Here is a 16,924-nt window from a genome sequence, read left to right as displayed (position 1 = left end):
ATGAAAAGATATAAAATTCAACTGCTAATTTTAATTTGCTTTAGCATTTGCAACAGCAACGCTCAAGAAATTTTGACCCTAGAAGATGCGGTAAAAATTGCATTAGAAAACAACTTTGAAATTAAGATTTCTAAAAACGATTTACGAATTGATCAATCAAACGTTGCTTATGGTAATGCAGGAATGCTTCCTAAATTAACAGCAAATGTTGTGGACAATAACAATGTACAAAATACCAAACAGACTCGACAAGACGGAACTGTAAATGAGTTGGATAACGCCAAGAACAACAATCTAACTTACGGCGTTGGATTGGATTGGACGGTTTTTGATGGATTTAAAATGTTTGCCAAACTAGACCAATTAAAAACGCTACAAAAGCTAGGTGAAGCTGAATTAAAACTGACAATTATCACAAAAATTAGTGATATCAATGCAACTTATTACGATTTGGTTCAGCAGCAACAGCAACTTGCAGCATTGGATTCTTCGATAGTAATTTCAAATCAGCGTTTGAATTTGGCACAAAATCGTTTCACAATAGGAAAAGCATCCAAACTGGAAGTTCTAAATGCTCAGGTAGATTTGAACACCGATACAACAACTTTACTACGACAAAAAGAATTGTACGCCAATACCAAAACATTATTAAATCAAATTTTAGCTCGTGACTCAAAATCGGATTTTAAGGTTATTGACCAAATTTCGGTTGACGAACAATTACTTTTGCCTGATTTACAATTGCTTGCAGAAAAACAAAATCCAGTTTTAGAAGCACAAATTCTAAATAAAAAAGTAGCAGAATTGCAGTTGAAACAAATCAAAGGCGATCGTTATCCAGTTTTAAGATTGAATTCTGCCTACAACTTTTCAGAAAGTGAATCGAGTTTAGGGTTCGTAACGCAATCTTCTGCACGAGGTTTTAACTACGGCTTTACCGCTACATTCAATATTTTTGATGGTTTTGCACAAAATAGAAATGAAAGAATTGCTAAGATTCAAATTGAAAATTCAACTTTGGCAATTGCACAGCAAAATCAAGCTTTATTGACAACATTGACAACTTCCTATCAAACCTATTTAACCAATATTGAACTTACGAAATTAGAAGCAAAAAATGAGGAAATTGCTAAGCAAAATTTAGATATTACCTTAGAAAAATTCAGAATTGGAACTATCGCAACATTAGAATTTAGAACCGCGCAATTGAATTACATTAATGCAAAAGTAAGAAACAGTAATGCTCAATTTCAAGCAAAATTATCTGAAATTGCATTGAAAGAGTTGGCTGGAAATCTAACTTTTTAAATTCTATTTGAACTGAAATAATAGTTATATTTGCGAAAAATAAGCTACAAAATGGTTTCATATAATACCAAAGATTGGTTCACATTCATATTCAAATTTCATAAAGCAGATACTTTTCGAACGCTATTTTCATTGATGATTGCTATCGGGTTGTATGCCGGAATTGTCGGATATTTGGAAGTTGAAATTTGGCAATTATCCGAAAAAAGTTATGTGAAAAACATTACGATAATGCACGGAATGTTAGGGTTCGTAATCTCATTATTGTTAGCTTATAGAATAAATTCTGCTTACGATCGTTGGTGGGAAGGACGAAAACTTTGGGGATCATTAGTAAACAACAGCCGAAATCTTGCCATAAAATTATCGGTAATGCTTACAGATGAAAACGACAGAAAGTATTTTAGGAAAATGATTCCAAGCTATGCCTCAATTTTAAACAAGCATCTAAAAGATGAAGAGATTTCATTAGAATTATTTGACAATTTATCGTTAGCTTCACATCATAATCACAAACCCAATCAGGTGGCAAAAATGCTTTTTCATAAAGTAAATGATTTGTACCAAGCAAAAAAAATTACTGGCGACCAACTCATAATCCTGAATGCCGAGCTGCTGTCGTTTACCGATATTTGTGGTGCTTGCGAACGAATAAAAAACACTCCTATTCCCTATTCTTACAGCGCTTTTATCAAAAAATTCATCTTTTTTTATGTGATGACTTTGCCTTTTGGCTATGCCTTTAGTTTAGGATATTATGTTGCACCAGTCGTAGTTTTTATTTTTTACGTTTTGGCAAGTTTAGAACTTATTTCGGAAGAAATTGAAGATCCGTTTGGAACCGATGAAAACGATTTACCAACGAAAAAAATCTCCGAAAACATCAAGAAACATGTTGAAGAAATACTGTAAGCAAAATTAAAATTATTTGATAAAATTAGTCTGATTTTGAATTAGTTTGATTTTTTTTCATAAATTTAGTTCTTTATTATTTCTTCTATGCATCATCAAAGAACGTTACTTACGAAACCCGAATTATCGACTGAAAAATCGCTAAAAACTTTAGTCGAAAACAGAACTGTTTATTCGTTGAATAATTGTGAACTCAACCTTTTTGAAACCTATCAAGAGTCGCAATTGGTTCCACTGAAATTTAACGATTTGGTGGTAACAAGCATGTTGCGTGGTAAAAAAGTAATGCATCTTTTTGATGAACCTGGTTTTGATTATTTACCTGGAGAAACGGTTGTAATTCCGTCCAACGTAGAGATGAAAATTGATTTTCCAGAAGCGTCTAAAAATAATCCTACGCAATGTTTGGCTTTGGCAATTGAACAATCAAAAATAGCAGATACGTTGAATTTCTTAAACGAAAGGTATCCCAAAGAAGGTAATGACAACTATTGGCAATTGAATTATCAAAATTATTTTTTTTACAACAATATTGACTTAGCAACGACTATCAACAAACTCATCAAAGAATGCATGAGTACGTCCATTACAAAAGATGCATTAGCCGATTTGACGCTGCAGGAATTATTGATTCGCATTATTCAAACGCAAACTGCAAAATCCATCGATGATGGTTTGTTTGACAATCCAAACAATCCAATTTCTGAAGTAATCGATTTTATACGATTGAATTTAAAAGAAAATATCAATTTGAAAAGTTTAAGCGATAAAGCGTGCATGAGTACTACTTCATTTTATAGGTTTTTCAAAAGAGAATTAGGAATGAGTCCGATAGAGTTTGTACTGCACGAAAAAATAAAATGTGCTAAAAAATTGCTTAAAAATCCGACAATACAAATAAACGAAGTGTGTTATTTATCAGGATTTGAAGATGCCAATTACTTCATTCGATTGTTTAAAAAACACGAAGGCATTACTCCGAAACAATATCAGTTATTGTATGTGAATTAATTATTCGATATACTTTACAGGTTCTAAATCTTTTTCTTCGTCTTCGGTGAAAATTCGATATTCAATTTGAAACGTTTTCTTTAATGGAGTTTCTAATGAAAATCCGCCTACTCCAAATGCGTCGATGACTTTCAAAGTAAAATGAGCGTGTTTCCAATATTCGAATAAATCTTTATCAACCCAAAACTCAGTATCTTCAATAGTTCCGATACAAACGTCACCCATTCGTTGGTAAAAACCACCTTTTTCAAAACATTGTGGTTGTGTTCCTTCACAACATCCGCCAGCTTGATAGAACATCAAATCGCCGTATTTTTCTTTTAAAATATGTATTAATTCTATTGCTTCTTTAGTAGCTTCAAGTCGTTTTGTCATTTGATAACAATTTTAATTCAAATATAAAAATAAAAAAACCTACAAGACCAAAAAAGACCTTGCAGGTTCGTTCAACCAAAATAGGGACTAAAAAAATCCTAATTTCTTTTTATCGTAAGAAATCAACATATTCTTAGTTTGACGGTAATGACCTAACATCATTTTATGATTTTCTCTTCCAATTCCAGATTGTTTGTAACCTCCAAATGGAGCGCCAGCTGGATACGAGTGGTATTGATTTACCCAAACTCTTCCGGCTTGAACAGCTCTTGGAACTTGATAAATTTCGTGTGCATCGCGTGTCCAAACTCCAGCTCCTAAACCATACATCGTATCATTTGCAATAGCAATTGCTTCTTCGGTAGTTTTAAAAGTGGTTACGGCCAAAACTGGTCCGAAGATTTCTTCTTGAAAAATTCGCATTTTATTGTGACCTTTAAAAATCGTTGGTTTGATGTAATAACCACCAGCATGATCGCCATCAAAAACATTTTCATCACCACCAGTTAGCACTTCGGCACCTTCTTCTTTTCCTAATTTGATGTACGACATAATTTTTTCTTTCTGAACTAACGAAGCCTGAGCACCAATCATAGTTGTCATATCCAGCGGATTTCCAGCTACAATTGCTTCGGTTCTTTCGATAACTCTTGAGATAAATTTATCGTAAATATCTTCATGCACCAATAATCTTGATGGACAAGTACAAATTTCACCTTGATTTAAGGCAAATAAAACCGCACCTTCAATAGCTTTATCAAAGAAGTCATCATCATGATCAGCAACCGATTTCATGAAAATATTTGGAGATTTTCCTCCTAATTCTAAAGTAACTGGAATAATATTTTCTGTTGCATATTGCATCACTAATCGTCCGGTTGTTGTTGAACCAGTAAATGCCGCTTTAGCAACTTTTTTGTTTGTCACCAAAGCACGACCAAGTTCTGAACCAAAACCGTTCACAATATTTACAACTCCTGGAGGTAATAAATCGCCAATTAATTCCATCATCACCATAATTGAAATTGGTGTACTTTCGGCTGGTTTTAAAACAACCGTATTTCCTGCTGCCAAGGCTGGAGCTAATTTCCAAACCGCCATTAAAATTGGGAAATTCCATGGAATAATTTGAGCAATAACCCCTAACGGTTCGCTTAAAGCGATAGAAACTGTGTTGGCATCCAATTCAGCAATCGAACTTTCTTCGGCACGAATTACACCAGCAAAATATCTAAAATGGTCAATCGCCAAAGGCATATCGGCATAGGTAGTTTCACGAATAGGTTTACCATTGTCAACAGCTTCAACTGCTGCTAAATAAGCCAAATTATCTTCAAGAACTTGCGCAATTTTATTTAACAAAATACTACGTTCTGTTACTGACGTTTTCCCCCAAGTTTCAAATGCTTTGTGCGCTGTATCAACCGCTAATTCTAAATCTTCTTTAGACGAATGTGCCGCTTGTGTAAACACTTTTCCATCTATTGGTGAAACTACATCAAAATAATTTCCGTTTACTGGAGCGACGAATTTTCCTCCAATATAATTATCATACTTTGCCTTAAAATCTGGTCTTTGTGCTATAGTGCTCATATTTTAAAATTTATGTTATTTATTCCAAATGTATTTTATTTATTCAAAACAGAATAGCATTAATTCGTCAAGTAATAGCATTAAATTTTCATATGTGTAATTTTAACTTTATTTATTTATCAAATTACTAAAAAATAGTATAAATTAATAGCAATAATAACTATTTGTATTGCGTTGCATGATTATAAAATGCTATTAAAAAACATCTTAAATCCTTCCATCTAAAATTTGCAATGATTATATTTGCAATCTTTAAATTTTACATGCTTTCAAATGAAAATATCTTACAACTGGTTAAAACAATTTCTAAAAATAGATTCTAATTCTGAAGACATTTCTAATATACTAACTGATTTAGGTTTAGAAGTAGAAGTGGTTGAAAAATACCAATCGGTAAAAGGCGGATTAGAAGGTATAGTTGTTGGCCATGTTTTGACTTGTGAAAAACATCCTGACGCCGATCGATTAAACATTACTACTGTTGATTTAGGTGATGGTATTCCGGTGCAAATAGTATGTGGTGCAACAAATGTCGCTGCAGGATTAAAAGTTCCTGTTGCTACAATTGGAACCAAATTATTTGATAAAGATGGTGTAGAATTTGAAATTAAAAAAGGAAAAATTCGAGGTCAAGAAAGCCACGGTATGATTTGTGCTGAAGATGAAATTGGTCTAGGAAATTCACACGACGGAATAATGATTTTGGATTCCGATTTAAAACCTGGAACTCCGGCAGCCAAAGTTTTTAATATTGAAAATGATGAAGTTTTTGAAATTGGACTAACTCCAAACCGTGCCGATGCTATGTCGCACATGGGAGTTGCTCGTGACTTGCGCGCTGGATTGATTCAAAAAAATACAAATGCTTCTTTAGAATTAATAACGCCATCAGTTTCAAAGTTTAAAATTGATAAAAGAACATTAAAAATAGATATTGATGTTAAAGAGCCAACACTTGCTCCGAGATATTGTGGAGTAACTATTTCTGGAATTGCTGTTAAAGAATCTCCGAGTTGGTTACAAAATCGATTAAAAGCAATTGGATTAACTCCTAAAAATAATATTGTCGACGTTACTAATTATGTTTTACACGAATTAGGTCAGCCTCTTCATGCATTTGATGCAGCTAAAATTACTGGTAAAGTTACCGTTAAAACCGTTGCAGCAGGAACTAAATTTACAACTCTTGATGATATTGAAAGAACGTTACATGAAGAAGATTTAGTTATTTGTGACGATAAAGGACCGATGTGCTTGGCTGGAGTTTTTGGCGGAAAAAATTCTGGAGTTTCAGAAAACACTACTACCATATTTTTAGAAAGTGCCTATTTCAATCCGGTTTCGATTCGAAAAACGGCTAAACGTCATGGTTTAAGTACCGATGCTTCCTTTAGATTTGAAAGAGGAATTGATCCTACAATCACCGAATATGCTTTAAAACGTGCGGCATTATTAATTCAAGAAGTTGCAGGTGGTGAAATCACAGCCGATATTATTGATATTTATCCTAAGAAAATTGAAGATTTCGCAGTTTTCTTAAATTATGAAAAAGCATTTAAATTAATTGGTCAGGAATTGCCAAAAGATACGATTAAAAAAATTATTGCCTCTTTGGATATTAAAGTTAATAGTTCTTCTGATGCCGGATTGGGATTAATTATTCCTGCTTATCGCGTTGATGTACAACGTGAAGTTGATGTTATTGAAGAAATTCTACGTGTTTACGGTTATAATAATATCAATTTTTCTAAGAAATTAAATGCTACAATTGCAAAATCATCTAGAACAGACGATTACAAAGTTCAGAATATAATTGCCAATCAGCTGAATTCATTAGGATTTCATGAAATGATGGCCAATTCTTTGTCAACACCAGATTATGTAAAGTTATCTGATTTATTGAAAGAAGAATATAATGTTACGATGTTGAATCCGTTGAGCAATGATTTGTCAACAATGAGACAATCCTTGTTATTTTCAGGTCTAGAAGCGATATCCTATAATATTAATAGAAGAAATTCGGATTTAAAGTTATTTGAATTTGGAAAAAGCTATCACAAATTATTATCTGGATTTAATGAGAAAAAGCATTTAGCAATTTACACCACTGGAAATAGAGCTAACGAAAGTTGGACAAATGCAGCAAAACCATCTGATTTTTTCTTATTCAAAGGATATGTAAGTTCAATTTTATCAAGATTAGGATTTGACAAAGTCCAAAATTTACCAGCTTCTTCTGATTTTTTCGCTGAAGGTGTTGCTGTAGGAATTGGAAATGATATTCTGGTTGAAGTTGGAACTGTTAAGAAATCAATTTTAAAACATTTTGACATTAAGCAAGACGTTTTTTATGCTGAATTCAATTGGGATTTGGTTATTAAATTATTATCGAATAAAATAAAATTTACACCAATTCCTAAATATCCTGAAGTACGTCGAGATTTATCCTTATTAATTGATGCTTCGACTGGATTTGAATCGGTTTACAAAATTGCACGTCAAACAGAGAAATCATTATTAAAAGACATTAATTTATTTGATGTTTATGAAGGTAACAATTTGCCAGAAGGGAAAAAGTCGTATGCTGTAAGTTTTATAATTCAAGACACGACAAAAACGTTAACAGACGCTCAGATTGACAAAATTATGAGCAAGTTACAAAGTAATTTAGAGAGCGAACTTGGTGCAACTTTAAGATAGATTATAGCATTACTCAGTTTGTATATTCCATAAAAAAACCTCTCTAAAATTAGAGAGGTTTGTTTTTTGTATCAAAAAATATAATTTATGATTTTGGTAAAACTACAGTATCCACAACATGAATAACACCATTAGATTGGTTTACATCTGCAATTGTAACTTTAGAACTGTTTCCGTTTTCATCTGTTAAATATAAATCTTTTCCTTTCATCGCAGCAGTTAATGTTCCACCTGAAACTGTTTTCAAGGTAGCTTTTCCGTTTCCTGCTTTAATGGCTTTAGCAATGTCACCTGAATTTAATTTTCCTGCAACAACATGGTAGGTCAAAACAGTTTGCAATGTTTTTAAATTTTCTGGTTTAAGTAATGTTTCAACTGTTCCAGCTGGTAATTTATCAAAAGCTGCATTTGTTGGTGCAAAAACTGTAAATGGACCTGCAGATTGTAATGTCTCTACTAATCCTGCTGCTTTTACTGCTGCAACTAATGTTGTGTGATCTTTAGAATTTACTGCGTTTTCAACAATGTTTTTCGAAGGATACATTGGTGCGCCACCAACTGTTACTGTTTTTTCTTTTTGAGCGAACATTGCGCCAGATAAAAACATTGCTCCTGTAACTACTACTGCTGATAAAAATTTTCTTGTGTTCATAATATTTAGTTTTTTTAAAAAGTTATACAAGCATTTACGCTACTTACTTGATTCTGGTTTTATGCAATCAGATTATTAACAATAGTTTAATAATTGAGACACCTAAAAAAAATAGTTATGAACTTAGCATTGTATTAACTAATTACTTAAATTAGAAGATATTGAAAATTAGTATTAACTTTTATTCAAATACTTTAAAGATGCTATTAAATAAGAAAAACTTAGTAAATGAATTACTTTACAACAGAAGTAAATTCATTACAGAAGACCAACTTCTAGAAGAAGTGAAGTCGATTTTAGATGAGAATGAAGTACAAAGATCATTAATAAAGACAACTTTAAAATCTAAAAGTTCAACAAAAGTGAATGAATTTGAGTTTGATTTATTACAAACCGACAAAATTTTTCACTTATCGCAAATAAAAAATGTTTGCATTGATTACCGGTTACGATTTTTAGAGAGTAATTTATTTATTAATCAAATTCCAGAGGAAGCGATTTCAAAAATAAATGATCTAGAAAAATTGCACGGAACACGTTTAGATGGATTTAAAATTGTGGCGCCAAGCAAAATGTTTCAATTACTTCAGTACGATGATCCATTATTGTTTGCTCCTATTGGAAATGATTATTATTATTTGATTCACAAATGGGGTAATGATTTTAGTTGGCATAGAAAACTAATGGTTTTGCCAATTAAGAACATGATGAATTTTGTAGTTTTCTGTGGAATTATTAGCGCTTTGATTATTGCCGTTTCCCCAATGGACAATTTAAGTAAAGACATTCCTTTGGCTCCAATTATATTATTTTTATTCATGTTTAAAGCAGTTATTGCTTCTTCGGCTTACTACTTCTTTTTGGCTGGTAAAAATTTTAACTCAGAAATATGGAATAGAAAATTTAAAGAAAATTAAATTTTAGGTTTAACTATTTTGCATAAAAGTGTCTCAATTTTTAATTGAGACACTTTTTTTTGTAATTTTATTAGACGGTAAACTTAATTTTAGCAATTATGGAAGAAAAAAAGAACCAATTTGGGAGTTTAAACAACAAACCAAGAAGCAGAAAATTACGATCTAAGATTGATTTAACAGCAATGGTAAGCGTTTCTTTCTTATTGATTGTTTTTTTTATGGTTAATACAGAGCTATCAAAACCTAAGGTCATGAATTTGGCTTTGCCTAATCATGACGATATATCATGTGGCGGAGGTTGCGGTCGTAAAGACGAAAGAAGAATTGTAACTTTATTATTAAATGAAAATAATGAAATTATTTATTACCATGGACTATTATTTTCTCCAATTGAATCTCCTAAGATTTTAAGCTATGGAAAAGATGGTATCCGAAAAAAATTAATTACAACAAAAAATGAAATATTAAAAATTACTGCTGATTCGAATCGAGGATCAATTGTAATCATAAAACCTAGCAAAAAATCCAGCTATGGCAATTTGGTTGATATTCTTGATGAAATGGCAATTACAAACATTAACACTTATGCTATTGTAAATGATTTTACTCCTGAGGAATACAAGTTACTAGCAAGCAGATAATTTTTTGAAAATTGTAATTTCATTCAATACATAACTCTTTAGCCCAGATTGCAGCTTGTATCCTTTTTCTTATTGTTTTGACAAAAACAATAAGAAAAAGATACTGCGGAAAGCTGGAACTACAAAAATAGAAATGCGCAAGCCAAATTGCTCCCAATAAAAAAAGCTCTCAATTTCTTGAGAGCTTTTAAATTTATAAGAATTTAGAGAATTATTTTCCTCCTTTTTCCATTTTAGCTTTTAATTCAGCTAAGATATCATTGTTATCTCCTAAAGTAGAAGTTTGGTTGTTGCTGTTTGAACTTGCAACTGACTCAGAAGCGGCTTTAACAGCTTTTTCTTCTTCTTCTCTAAAGATTGCAGTATGCGATGCTACTACTCTTTTGAATTCTTTGTTGAATTCGATAACTTTGAAATCAGCTTCATCGCCTTTTTTCAATTTTTTACCGTCTTCTTTTTCTAAGTGACGTGTTGGAATGAACGCAACTACATCATCTCCGAAATCTACAGTTGCACCTTTGTCAACAATCTCAGCGATTGTTCCGTTGTGGATGGTTCCAACAGCGAAAGCATCTTCATGTTTGTCCCAAGGATTAGCAGTAGTTTGTTTGTGACCTAAAGATAATTTACGTCCGTCAACATCTAATTCTAATACCACTACATCTAATTTATCACCAACGTTAACAAATTCTGATGGGTGTTTGATTTTCTTAGTCCAAGATAAGTCAGAGATGTAAACTAATCCATCAATTCCTTCTTCTAGTTCTACGAAAATTCCAAAGTTTGTAAAGTTTCTTACGATACCTGTATGTTTAGAACCTACTGGGTATTTAGCTGTAATATCAGTCCAAGGATCTTGTGTTAATTGTTTGATACCTAAAGACATTTTTCTATCGTCTCTATCAAGAGTCAATACAACTGCTTCAACAGTATCTCCAACTTTTACGAAATCTTGAGCGCTACGTAAGTGCGTAGACCAAGACATTTCAGAAACGTGGATTAAACCTTCTACACCTTCAGCAACTTCAATGAAAGCACCGTAATCAGCGATAACTACTACTTTACCTTTCACTTTGTCACCAACTTTAAGTTCAGCACCAAGTGCATCCCATGGATGAGCGTTTAATTGTTTTAAACCTAATTGAATTCTTGTTTTTTCGTCATCGAAATCAAGGATTACAACGTTTAATTTTTGATCTAATTCAAGAACTTCACTTGGGTGATTGATTCTTGACCAAGATAAATCTGTAATGTGAATTAATCCGTCAACACCACCTAAATCGATGAAAACTCCGTAAGAAGTAATGTTTTTAACAACACCTTCTAATACTTGTCCTTTTTGTAATTGACCGATAATTTCTTTTTTCTGAACTTCGATATCTGCTTCGATAAGCGCTTTATGCGAAACTACAACGTTTTTAAATTCGTGATTGATTTTCACAACTTTAAACTCCATCATTTTGTTTACATATACATCGTAGTCACGGATTGGTTTCACATCAATTTGTGAACCTGGTAAGAATGCTTCAATTCCGAAAACATCTACAATCATACCACCTTTAGTTCTACATTTAACAAAACCTGTAACAATTTCACCTGTTTCGTTTGCAGAAATAACTCTATCCCAAGACTTGATAGTTCTTGCTTTTCTGTGAGATAATACTAGTTGACCTGTTTTATCTTCACGAATGTCGATAAGTACTTCAACTTTATCACCTACTTTTAAATTAGGATTGTAACGGAATTCGTTTAATGAAATAACACCTTCCGATTTAGCATTGATGTCAACAATAGCATCACGATCTGTAATTCTTACAACTACACCTTCAACTACTTCTTCTTGATCTGTAGAGATAAAAGTTTTAGTAACTAAATCTTCAAACTCTTGTAAGTTTTTTTCGTCAACCGCATCAATTCCTTCTGCGTAGTTGTGCCAGTTAAAACCTGCTAAAAAATCCTGTTGTTCTTTGTTTAATTCAGACATGCTGATAAAAAAATTTGTATTTTGTTTTTCTTGAGTTTCTTTAAGCGATAGAAAAACAAAAGTGTTTTACATAAAATATTGATTTCCAAACGAAACTCTACTCTGCATTTTGGACTGCAAAAGTACTACTTTTTTATTAATCTGCAAAGTTTACACAAAATTACAGATACAATTTTTTGTTATTGTTTTTGATTGCTGTTTTTTTATTAAATTTGTAAATACATCATTTTCATATAAATAGAATTTAAGTGAATTTAAAAACTACAAATGACAAAATAATTCCGTCCATCTTTAGTAAGATGGTTATAGTATTTGTAATGATGTGTATGGGTTTTTCTGTAAATGCTCGAATAAATAATTTTACACTTACCGTCACTCCAACGAATGAAACTTGTCTAGGAAATGGCACATTAACTTTTAGTACAACTGGTGTTTCTGCAGGAGCAACTATCACCTATTATGTGTACCAACTTCCCGATGAAACCAATGCAATAGCCATACAAACAGCTAATTTCTTAGATGGAAGAACAAGTGGTAATTATAAAATTGTTGCTATTCAAACTCTTGGCGCTGAACAAAATTCGCAAACAGTTTTTGCAACTATTACTAACAATATTACTCCGTTGAGTTACTATATTACTAGTACTCCATCAACATGTAATAATGGCGTATTAACAGTAGTTGTGACCAACGGAATTGGCGCAGAATACGAAATTATTTCTGGACCAGTAATTCGACCTATTCAAAATTCACCAATATTTACGTCACTTCCAGGCGGAGTGTATCAAGTAAGAGTTTACAATAATTGTGGTGATGCAACTGTAATTACCCATACATTACTAACTGTTTTTTCAAATTTAACCGTCAGTAGTGTTAGCTTTCCAAATCCAATACTTCCAACTTGCAATTCGATTGAAGTTTCAAACCTCATTACATCGAATGCATCTATTAGTTATCCACTAACTCTAAATTATTCGATACATTTTCCTAATGGAACTGTCCAAAATACTACTCAAACAGCTACCACTGGATTACAAAGTGAATATGAAGCACTTGCTGTACTTCCGTTTTTTTATGATCAATCGTATTATTATGATTTAAGTGTAACTGATGGATGTGGGAATACCTACACTATGAATAATAATGTTATCAATTTGAAATTTTCTGTATCGATAAGTGCCGAAGATGCAGTGTGTGGAGCATATTACCTAAAAATAAGTGCCTCAACTTATACACCTAATTTGCAGTTGCAATTTACTCAAACACCATCGGGTTTCGATCCAACTTTATTTAACACCAATCACCCTGGACCGTTTTTTGGACCAGAAATAAATTATGGAAGCCCTTCTAGTTCTGTGCCTTTTGGAAGTTACAGCATTCAAGTTTCAGATGGTTGTGGACATTCGGCAATTGCTCAAATTACTTTGATTGACCAACCATCAATTCCTACTGAAATTATAATACCAAATCCTGGATGTGATTCAAACAGAAGTAAAATTACTATTAAAATCCCTAGATTTTCTATAGTTTCAGCTATAATTACAGTTGCTCCTGCGGCATATGGAAGCACTCCTGATGATGTTTCTGAATTTATTACTCCAAACAACGAATTGGAACTTCTAAATTTAATATCTGGAAATTACACTGTTTTATTAACTGATGAGTGTGGTAACTCCTACACCTATTCGTTTACCATTCCAGGTCTTGCAACATCTGTTTCTTCTAGTAGTTGGCCTGGATGCGAAATTGGAAAAGGTTCAGTTCGGATTAGAGGAAATAACACAATACTTACTTCGGTAATAATTTTAAATGCACCTGCAACGTTTGCTCAAACAGTACCTTATGATGCTACCTCATTTATTGGTGGCGGAATTTTTTCAATGGGAGGTTTATTTCCTGGTAACTATACCTTTAAAGTTTTGGATAATTGTGGTGAAGAAAAAACAGTGACTATTAATGTAACCGGTTACGAAATAACATCCGATACTTTTGCCGTTACGCCAAGATGTGGTTCATTTGATCTTTCATTAAACCATACCTCTAACGCAATTTCAGAATTATTTTGGTTGCAAAAATACAATTATAGCACTGCCACTTGGGAACATCCTCAAAGTGGTGTAACCTATATTGAAGGTTCTCAGCCTAATTCAACCAACTCTTTTTTGATACAGAATAATTTTATCAATATAAATTTAATCTTTTTAGGGCATTTTAGAATCATAAAAACCTTTCAAAGTTTTGAAAATGGAAACATTGCACCATTTAAAACTTGTATCGAAATTTTGAGAGAATTTGATTTTACTGGAGAAATTCAATTTACAGGAATAGAAAAAACCAATTGTAATGGAACTTTTATGGATGTAAATTTATTTGCAGTAGGCGTTCCTCCGCTAACGTACAGCATTATTGAAAAAAATGGCAATCCTTTTTTAGTAAACAATGGTACAAGTAGTTTATTTACAAACTTAGAACCTGCTATTTACACTTTCAAAGTAGAACAATCTTGTGGTGATTCTCGAAATTTTATATCCGATGTTGCACAATTACCTTCTTTAGCAATAGCCAACCAACCGTCAAATTTGGTTGCGTGCGACGATGTAAGTAAAGATGGAAAAGAACTATTTGTATTAACAGATCAAAATGCCACAATTTTAGGAAATCAAAATGCAACCTTGTATACGATATCGTATCACAACACATTGGCAGACGCTACTACCAACGTCAATCCATTAACATCAACTATTAATTCTGCCAATACAACAATATATTCTAGATTAAGTTATAATGCTGCACCAGATTGTTTTGATATAGTAACTTTTGATTTAGTTGTAAATCCATATCCAGTAACAAACTCTCCAATAGATGTAAATTTTTGTGAAGGAGAAAGTACTAGTATTACTGTTCCTAATGGTTACGCATCATATACGTGGTCCACTGGTCAAACAAGTCCGAGTATAACAGTAAATCAAGCTGGACAATATAGTGTAAATGTGGTAAAGAATTATTTATCAGGAAGTTGTACTGGTCAAATTGTTTATAACGTTACCACCTCTTCGCCGCCAAGTATCGATTACATCGAAACTACAGATTGGACTGACAACCAAAACTCTATTACAGTGTTTTTAAATTCTTCTGGAACAGGAACTTATTTGTATTCATTAGATAATAGTACATATCAAACTAGCAATATTTTTGATGGTTTGAACTCTGGTTTTTATACAGTTTATGTTAAAGATCCTCAAAATTGTGGTATTGATGAAGAAAATGTTGTTTTGTTAAATTACCCACATTATTTCACACCGAATGGTGACGGAATTCATGATTTTTGGTCGGTGAAATTCTCACAAATAGAACCAAAAATGAAGACTTATATTTACGATCGATTTGGAAAACTTATTGCAGCATTTACTCCAGAAAGTCCGGGTTGGGATGGAAAATATAATGGCGAAATGTTACCGTCTACTGATTATTGGTTTTTAATAATTAGAGAAAATGGTGAACATTATCGAGGACATTTCGCCATGAAAAGATAAAATATTTTTTCAGTTTAATGCGAAACCTTCGCTACATCAGCAGGATTGTGTTTGTGTTTGAATAATACTGCAAAAGCAATTGCAATCAGTAACGCATAACCCGCAAATGATAACCAAATGTTATGCCAGTCTCTGACTCCATTGTTAGTGAAAAATTTTTCGATAGCCCAACCTGATGTAAAACTTCCTAAAACAGCTCCAAATCCGTTAGTCATCATCATAAATAATCCTTGCGCTGAGGAACGAATTTTAGAATCGGTAGTAGTTTCAACAAATAACGAGCCTGATATATTGAAAAAATCAAAAGCCATTCCGTAAACAATACATGACATTATAATCATCCATAATCCATCAGTAGGATTTCCGTATGCAAATAATCCGAAACGCAAAACCCATGCTAACATCGAAATAAGCATCACTTGTTTGATTCCGAATCGCTTTAAAAAATAAGGTATTGCAAGGATAAATAGGGTTTCAGAAACTTGTGAAATAGACATTATAATTGTCGAATATTCAACAACAAATGAATCTTTGTATTGTGGTATATTTTTAAATTCATCTAAAAAAACATCACCATACGCATTGGTTAATTGCAAAGCGCCACCCAAAAACATTGAAAAAATAAAAAACAAAGCCATTTTGTAGGTACCGAATAATTTAAACGCTTCCAAACCTAATGATTCCACAATTGATGATTTGTCACTTTTGGTATGTTGCGGCTTACATTTCGGTAAAGTAAAAGAATATAAACCTAATAAAACAGCTGCAATTCCTGCTATATAAAATTGATAGGCTGTTGCTTTATTTCCTGTTAAGTTAGTAATCCACATGGCTACAATAAAACCAATGGTTCCCCAAACTCTAATTGGTGGAAAATCTTTAACCACATCACTATCAGCACTATTTTTTAAAGCTGTATATGATATTGAATTAGATAATGCAATGGTTGGCATGTAAAAACACATGGCAAGTAACATAACATAAATAAAATTTTCTGGAGAACTAACTTGTGGTAAGTAAAACAATACTAATGCATAAAGGATATGAAGAACTCCATACAATTTTTCAGCATTTACATAACGGTCGGCTATTATACCAGTAATTGTAGGCATAAATAAAGATGCTATACCCATGGTTCCGAAAACCAATCCAAATTGAGTTCCTTCCCATTGTTTAGTTCCAAACCAAAAATTAGCAATTGTAATTAGCCATGCACCCCAAACAAAAAACTGAAAGAAGTTCATTGCAATTAATCTGTTCTTAATACTCATCATCTAAATGTTTATGTAATGTAAATA

Annotated in this window: 12 protein-coding genes; 7 read left to right on the top strand and 5 right to left on the bottom strand. The window is 32.5% G+C overall.

Translation table 11 applies throughout. The annotated features are described in order from the left end of the window. The 3 genes from ACZ098_RS16590 (at nt 1) to ACZ098_RS16580 (ending at nt 3,231) form a co-directional block, all read left to right on the top strand. Nucleotides 1-1,308: a TolC family protein gene (locus tag ACZ098_RS16590; protein WP_487312884.1), complete on the top strand. Its 1,308-nt coding sequence runs from the start codon at nt 1-3 to the stop codon at nt 1,306-1,308. A 51-nt stretch (nt 1,309-1,359) separates the two neighbouring features. After that, a complete protein-coding gene (locus tag ACZ098_RS16585) occupies nt 1,360-2,220 on the top strand; it encodes a bestrophin family protein (protein ID WP_487312883.1) in 861 nt (286 codons plus the stop codon). Nucleotides 2,221-2,307: 87 nt separating this feature from the next. After that, nucleotides 2,308-3,231: an AraC family transcriptional regulator gene (locus ACZ098_RS16580; RefSeq protein ID WP_487312882.1), complete on the top strand. Its 924-nt coding sequence runs from the start codon at nt 2,308-2,310 to the stop codon at nt 3,229-3,231. Here the strand turns inward: ACZ098_RS16580 and ACZ098_RS16575 are convergent, their stop codons facing one another. Together ACZ098_RS16575 and ACZ098_RS16570 are read right to left on the bottom strand one after the other, a co-directional pair. Further along, nucleotides 3,232-3,606, bottom strand: a complete 375-nt coding sequence (locus ACZ098_RS16575; RefSeq protein WP_487312881.1) for a DUF779 domain-containing protein — start codon at nt 3,604-3,606, stop codon at nt 3,232-3,234. Nucleotides 3,607-3,693: 87 nt separating this feature from the next. After that, nucleotides 3,694-5,199, bottom strand: a complete 1,506-nt coding sequence (locus ACZ098_RS16570) for an aldehyde dehydrogenase family protein (RefSeq protein WP_487312880.1) — start codon at nt 5,197-5,199, stop codon at nt 3,694-3,696. A 273-nt stretch (nt 5,200-5,472) separates the two neighbouring features. On the opposite strand from ACZ098_RS16570, the gene pheT reads away from it, so the two are divergent. Continuing rightward, nucleotides 5,473-7,899: a phenylalanine--tRNA ligase subunit beta gene (gene pheT, locus ACZ098_RS16565; protein WP_487312879.1), complete on the top strand. Its 2,427-nt coding sequence runs from the start codon at nt 5,473-5,475 to the stop codon at nt 7,897-7,899. A gap of 85 nt (nt 7,900-7,984) precedes the next feature. Here the strand turns inward: pheT and ACZ098_RS16560 are convergent, their stop codons facing one another. After that, nucleotides 7,985-8,551, bottom strand: a complete 567-nt coding sequence (locus ACZ098_RS16560) for a fasciclin domain-containing protein (RefSeq protein ID WP_487312878.1) — start codon at nt 8,549-8,551, stop codon at nt 7,985-7,987. A gap of 200 nt (nt 8,552-8,751) precedes the next feature. On the opposite strand from ACZ098_RS16560, the gene ACZ098_RS16555 reads away from it, so the two are divergent. Together ACZ098_RS16555 and ACZ098_RS16550 are read left to right on the top strand one after the other, a co-directional pair. Beyond that, on the top strand, nt 8,752-9,468 hold the full coding sequence (locus ACZ098_RS16555) for a hypothetical protein (RefSeq protein WP_487312877.1): 717 nt from the start codon (nt 8,752-8,754) through the stop codon (nt 9,466-9,468). A 98-nt stretch (nt 9,469-9,566) separates the two neighbouring features. Further along, nucleotides 9,567-10,109 (top strand): ExbD/TolR family protein, encoded by a 543-nt coding sequence (locus ACZ098_RS16550; protein WP_487312876.1) that lies wholly within the window; start codon nt 9,567-9,569, stop codon nt 10,107-10,109. A gap of 211 nt (nt 10,110-10,320) precedes the next feature. On the opposite strand, the gene rpsA is transcribed toward ACZ098_RS16550, so the two are convergent. Then, the gene (gene rpsA / locus ACZ098_RS16545; protein ID WP_487312875.1) at nt 10,321-12,093 is read right to left on the bottom strand and encodes a 30S ribosomal protein S1; all 1,773 of its coding nucleotides are present in this window, start codon (nt 12,091-12,093) and stop codon (nt 10,321-10,323) included. Between the two features lie 248 nt (nt 12,094-12,341). Here rpsA and ACZ098_RS16540 point away from each other — a divergent pair, with 248 nt between their 5' ends. After that, nucleotides 12,342-15,626, top strand: a complete 3,285-nt coding sequence (locus ACZ098_RS16540) for a T9SS type B sorting domain-containing protein (RefSeq protein ID WP_487312874.1) — start codon at nt 12,342-12,344, stop codon at nt 15,624-15,626. A gap of 14 nt (nt 15,627-15,640) precedes the next feature. Here ACZ098_RS16540 and ACZ098_RS16535 read toward each other — a convergent pair whose 3' ends face one another. Beyond that, nucleotides 15,641-16,897 (bottom strand): nucleoside permease, encoded by a 1,257-nt coding sequence (locus ACZ098_RS16535; RefSeq protein WP_487312873.1) that lies wholly within the window; start codon nt 16,895-16,897, stop codon nt 15,641-15,643. Nucleotides 16,898-16,924 lie beyond the last annotated feature (27 nt).

It is taken from the genome of Flavobacterium sp. SP2, from assembly GCF_057626655.1.
The sequence above is the reverse complement of the archived record's forward strand: the minus strand, read 5'-3'. Positions and strand labels throughout refer to the sequence as shown.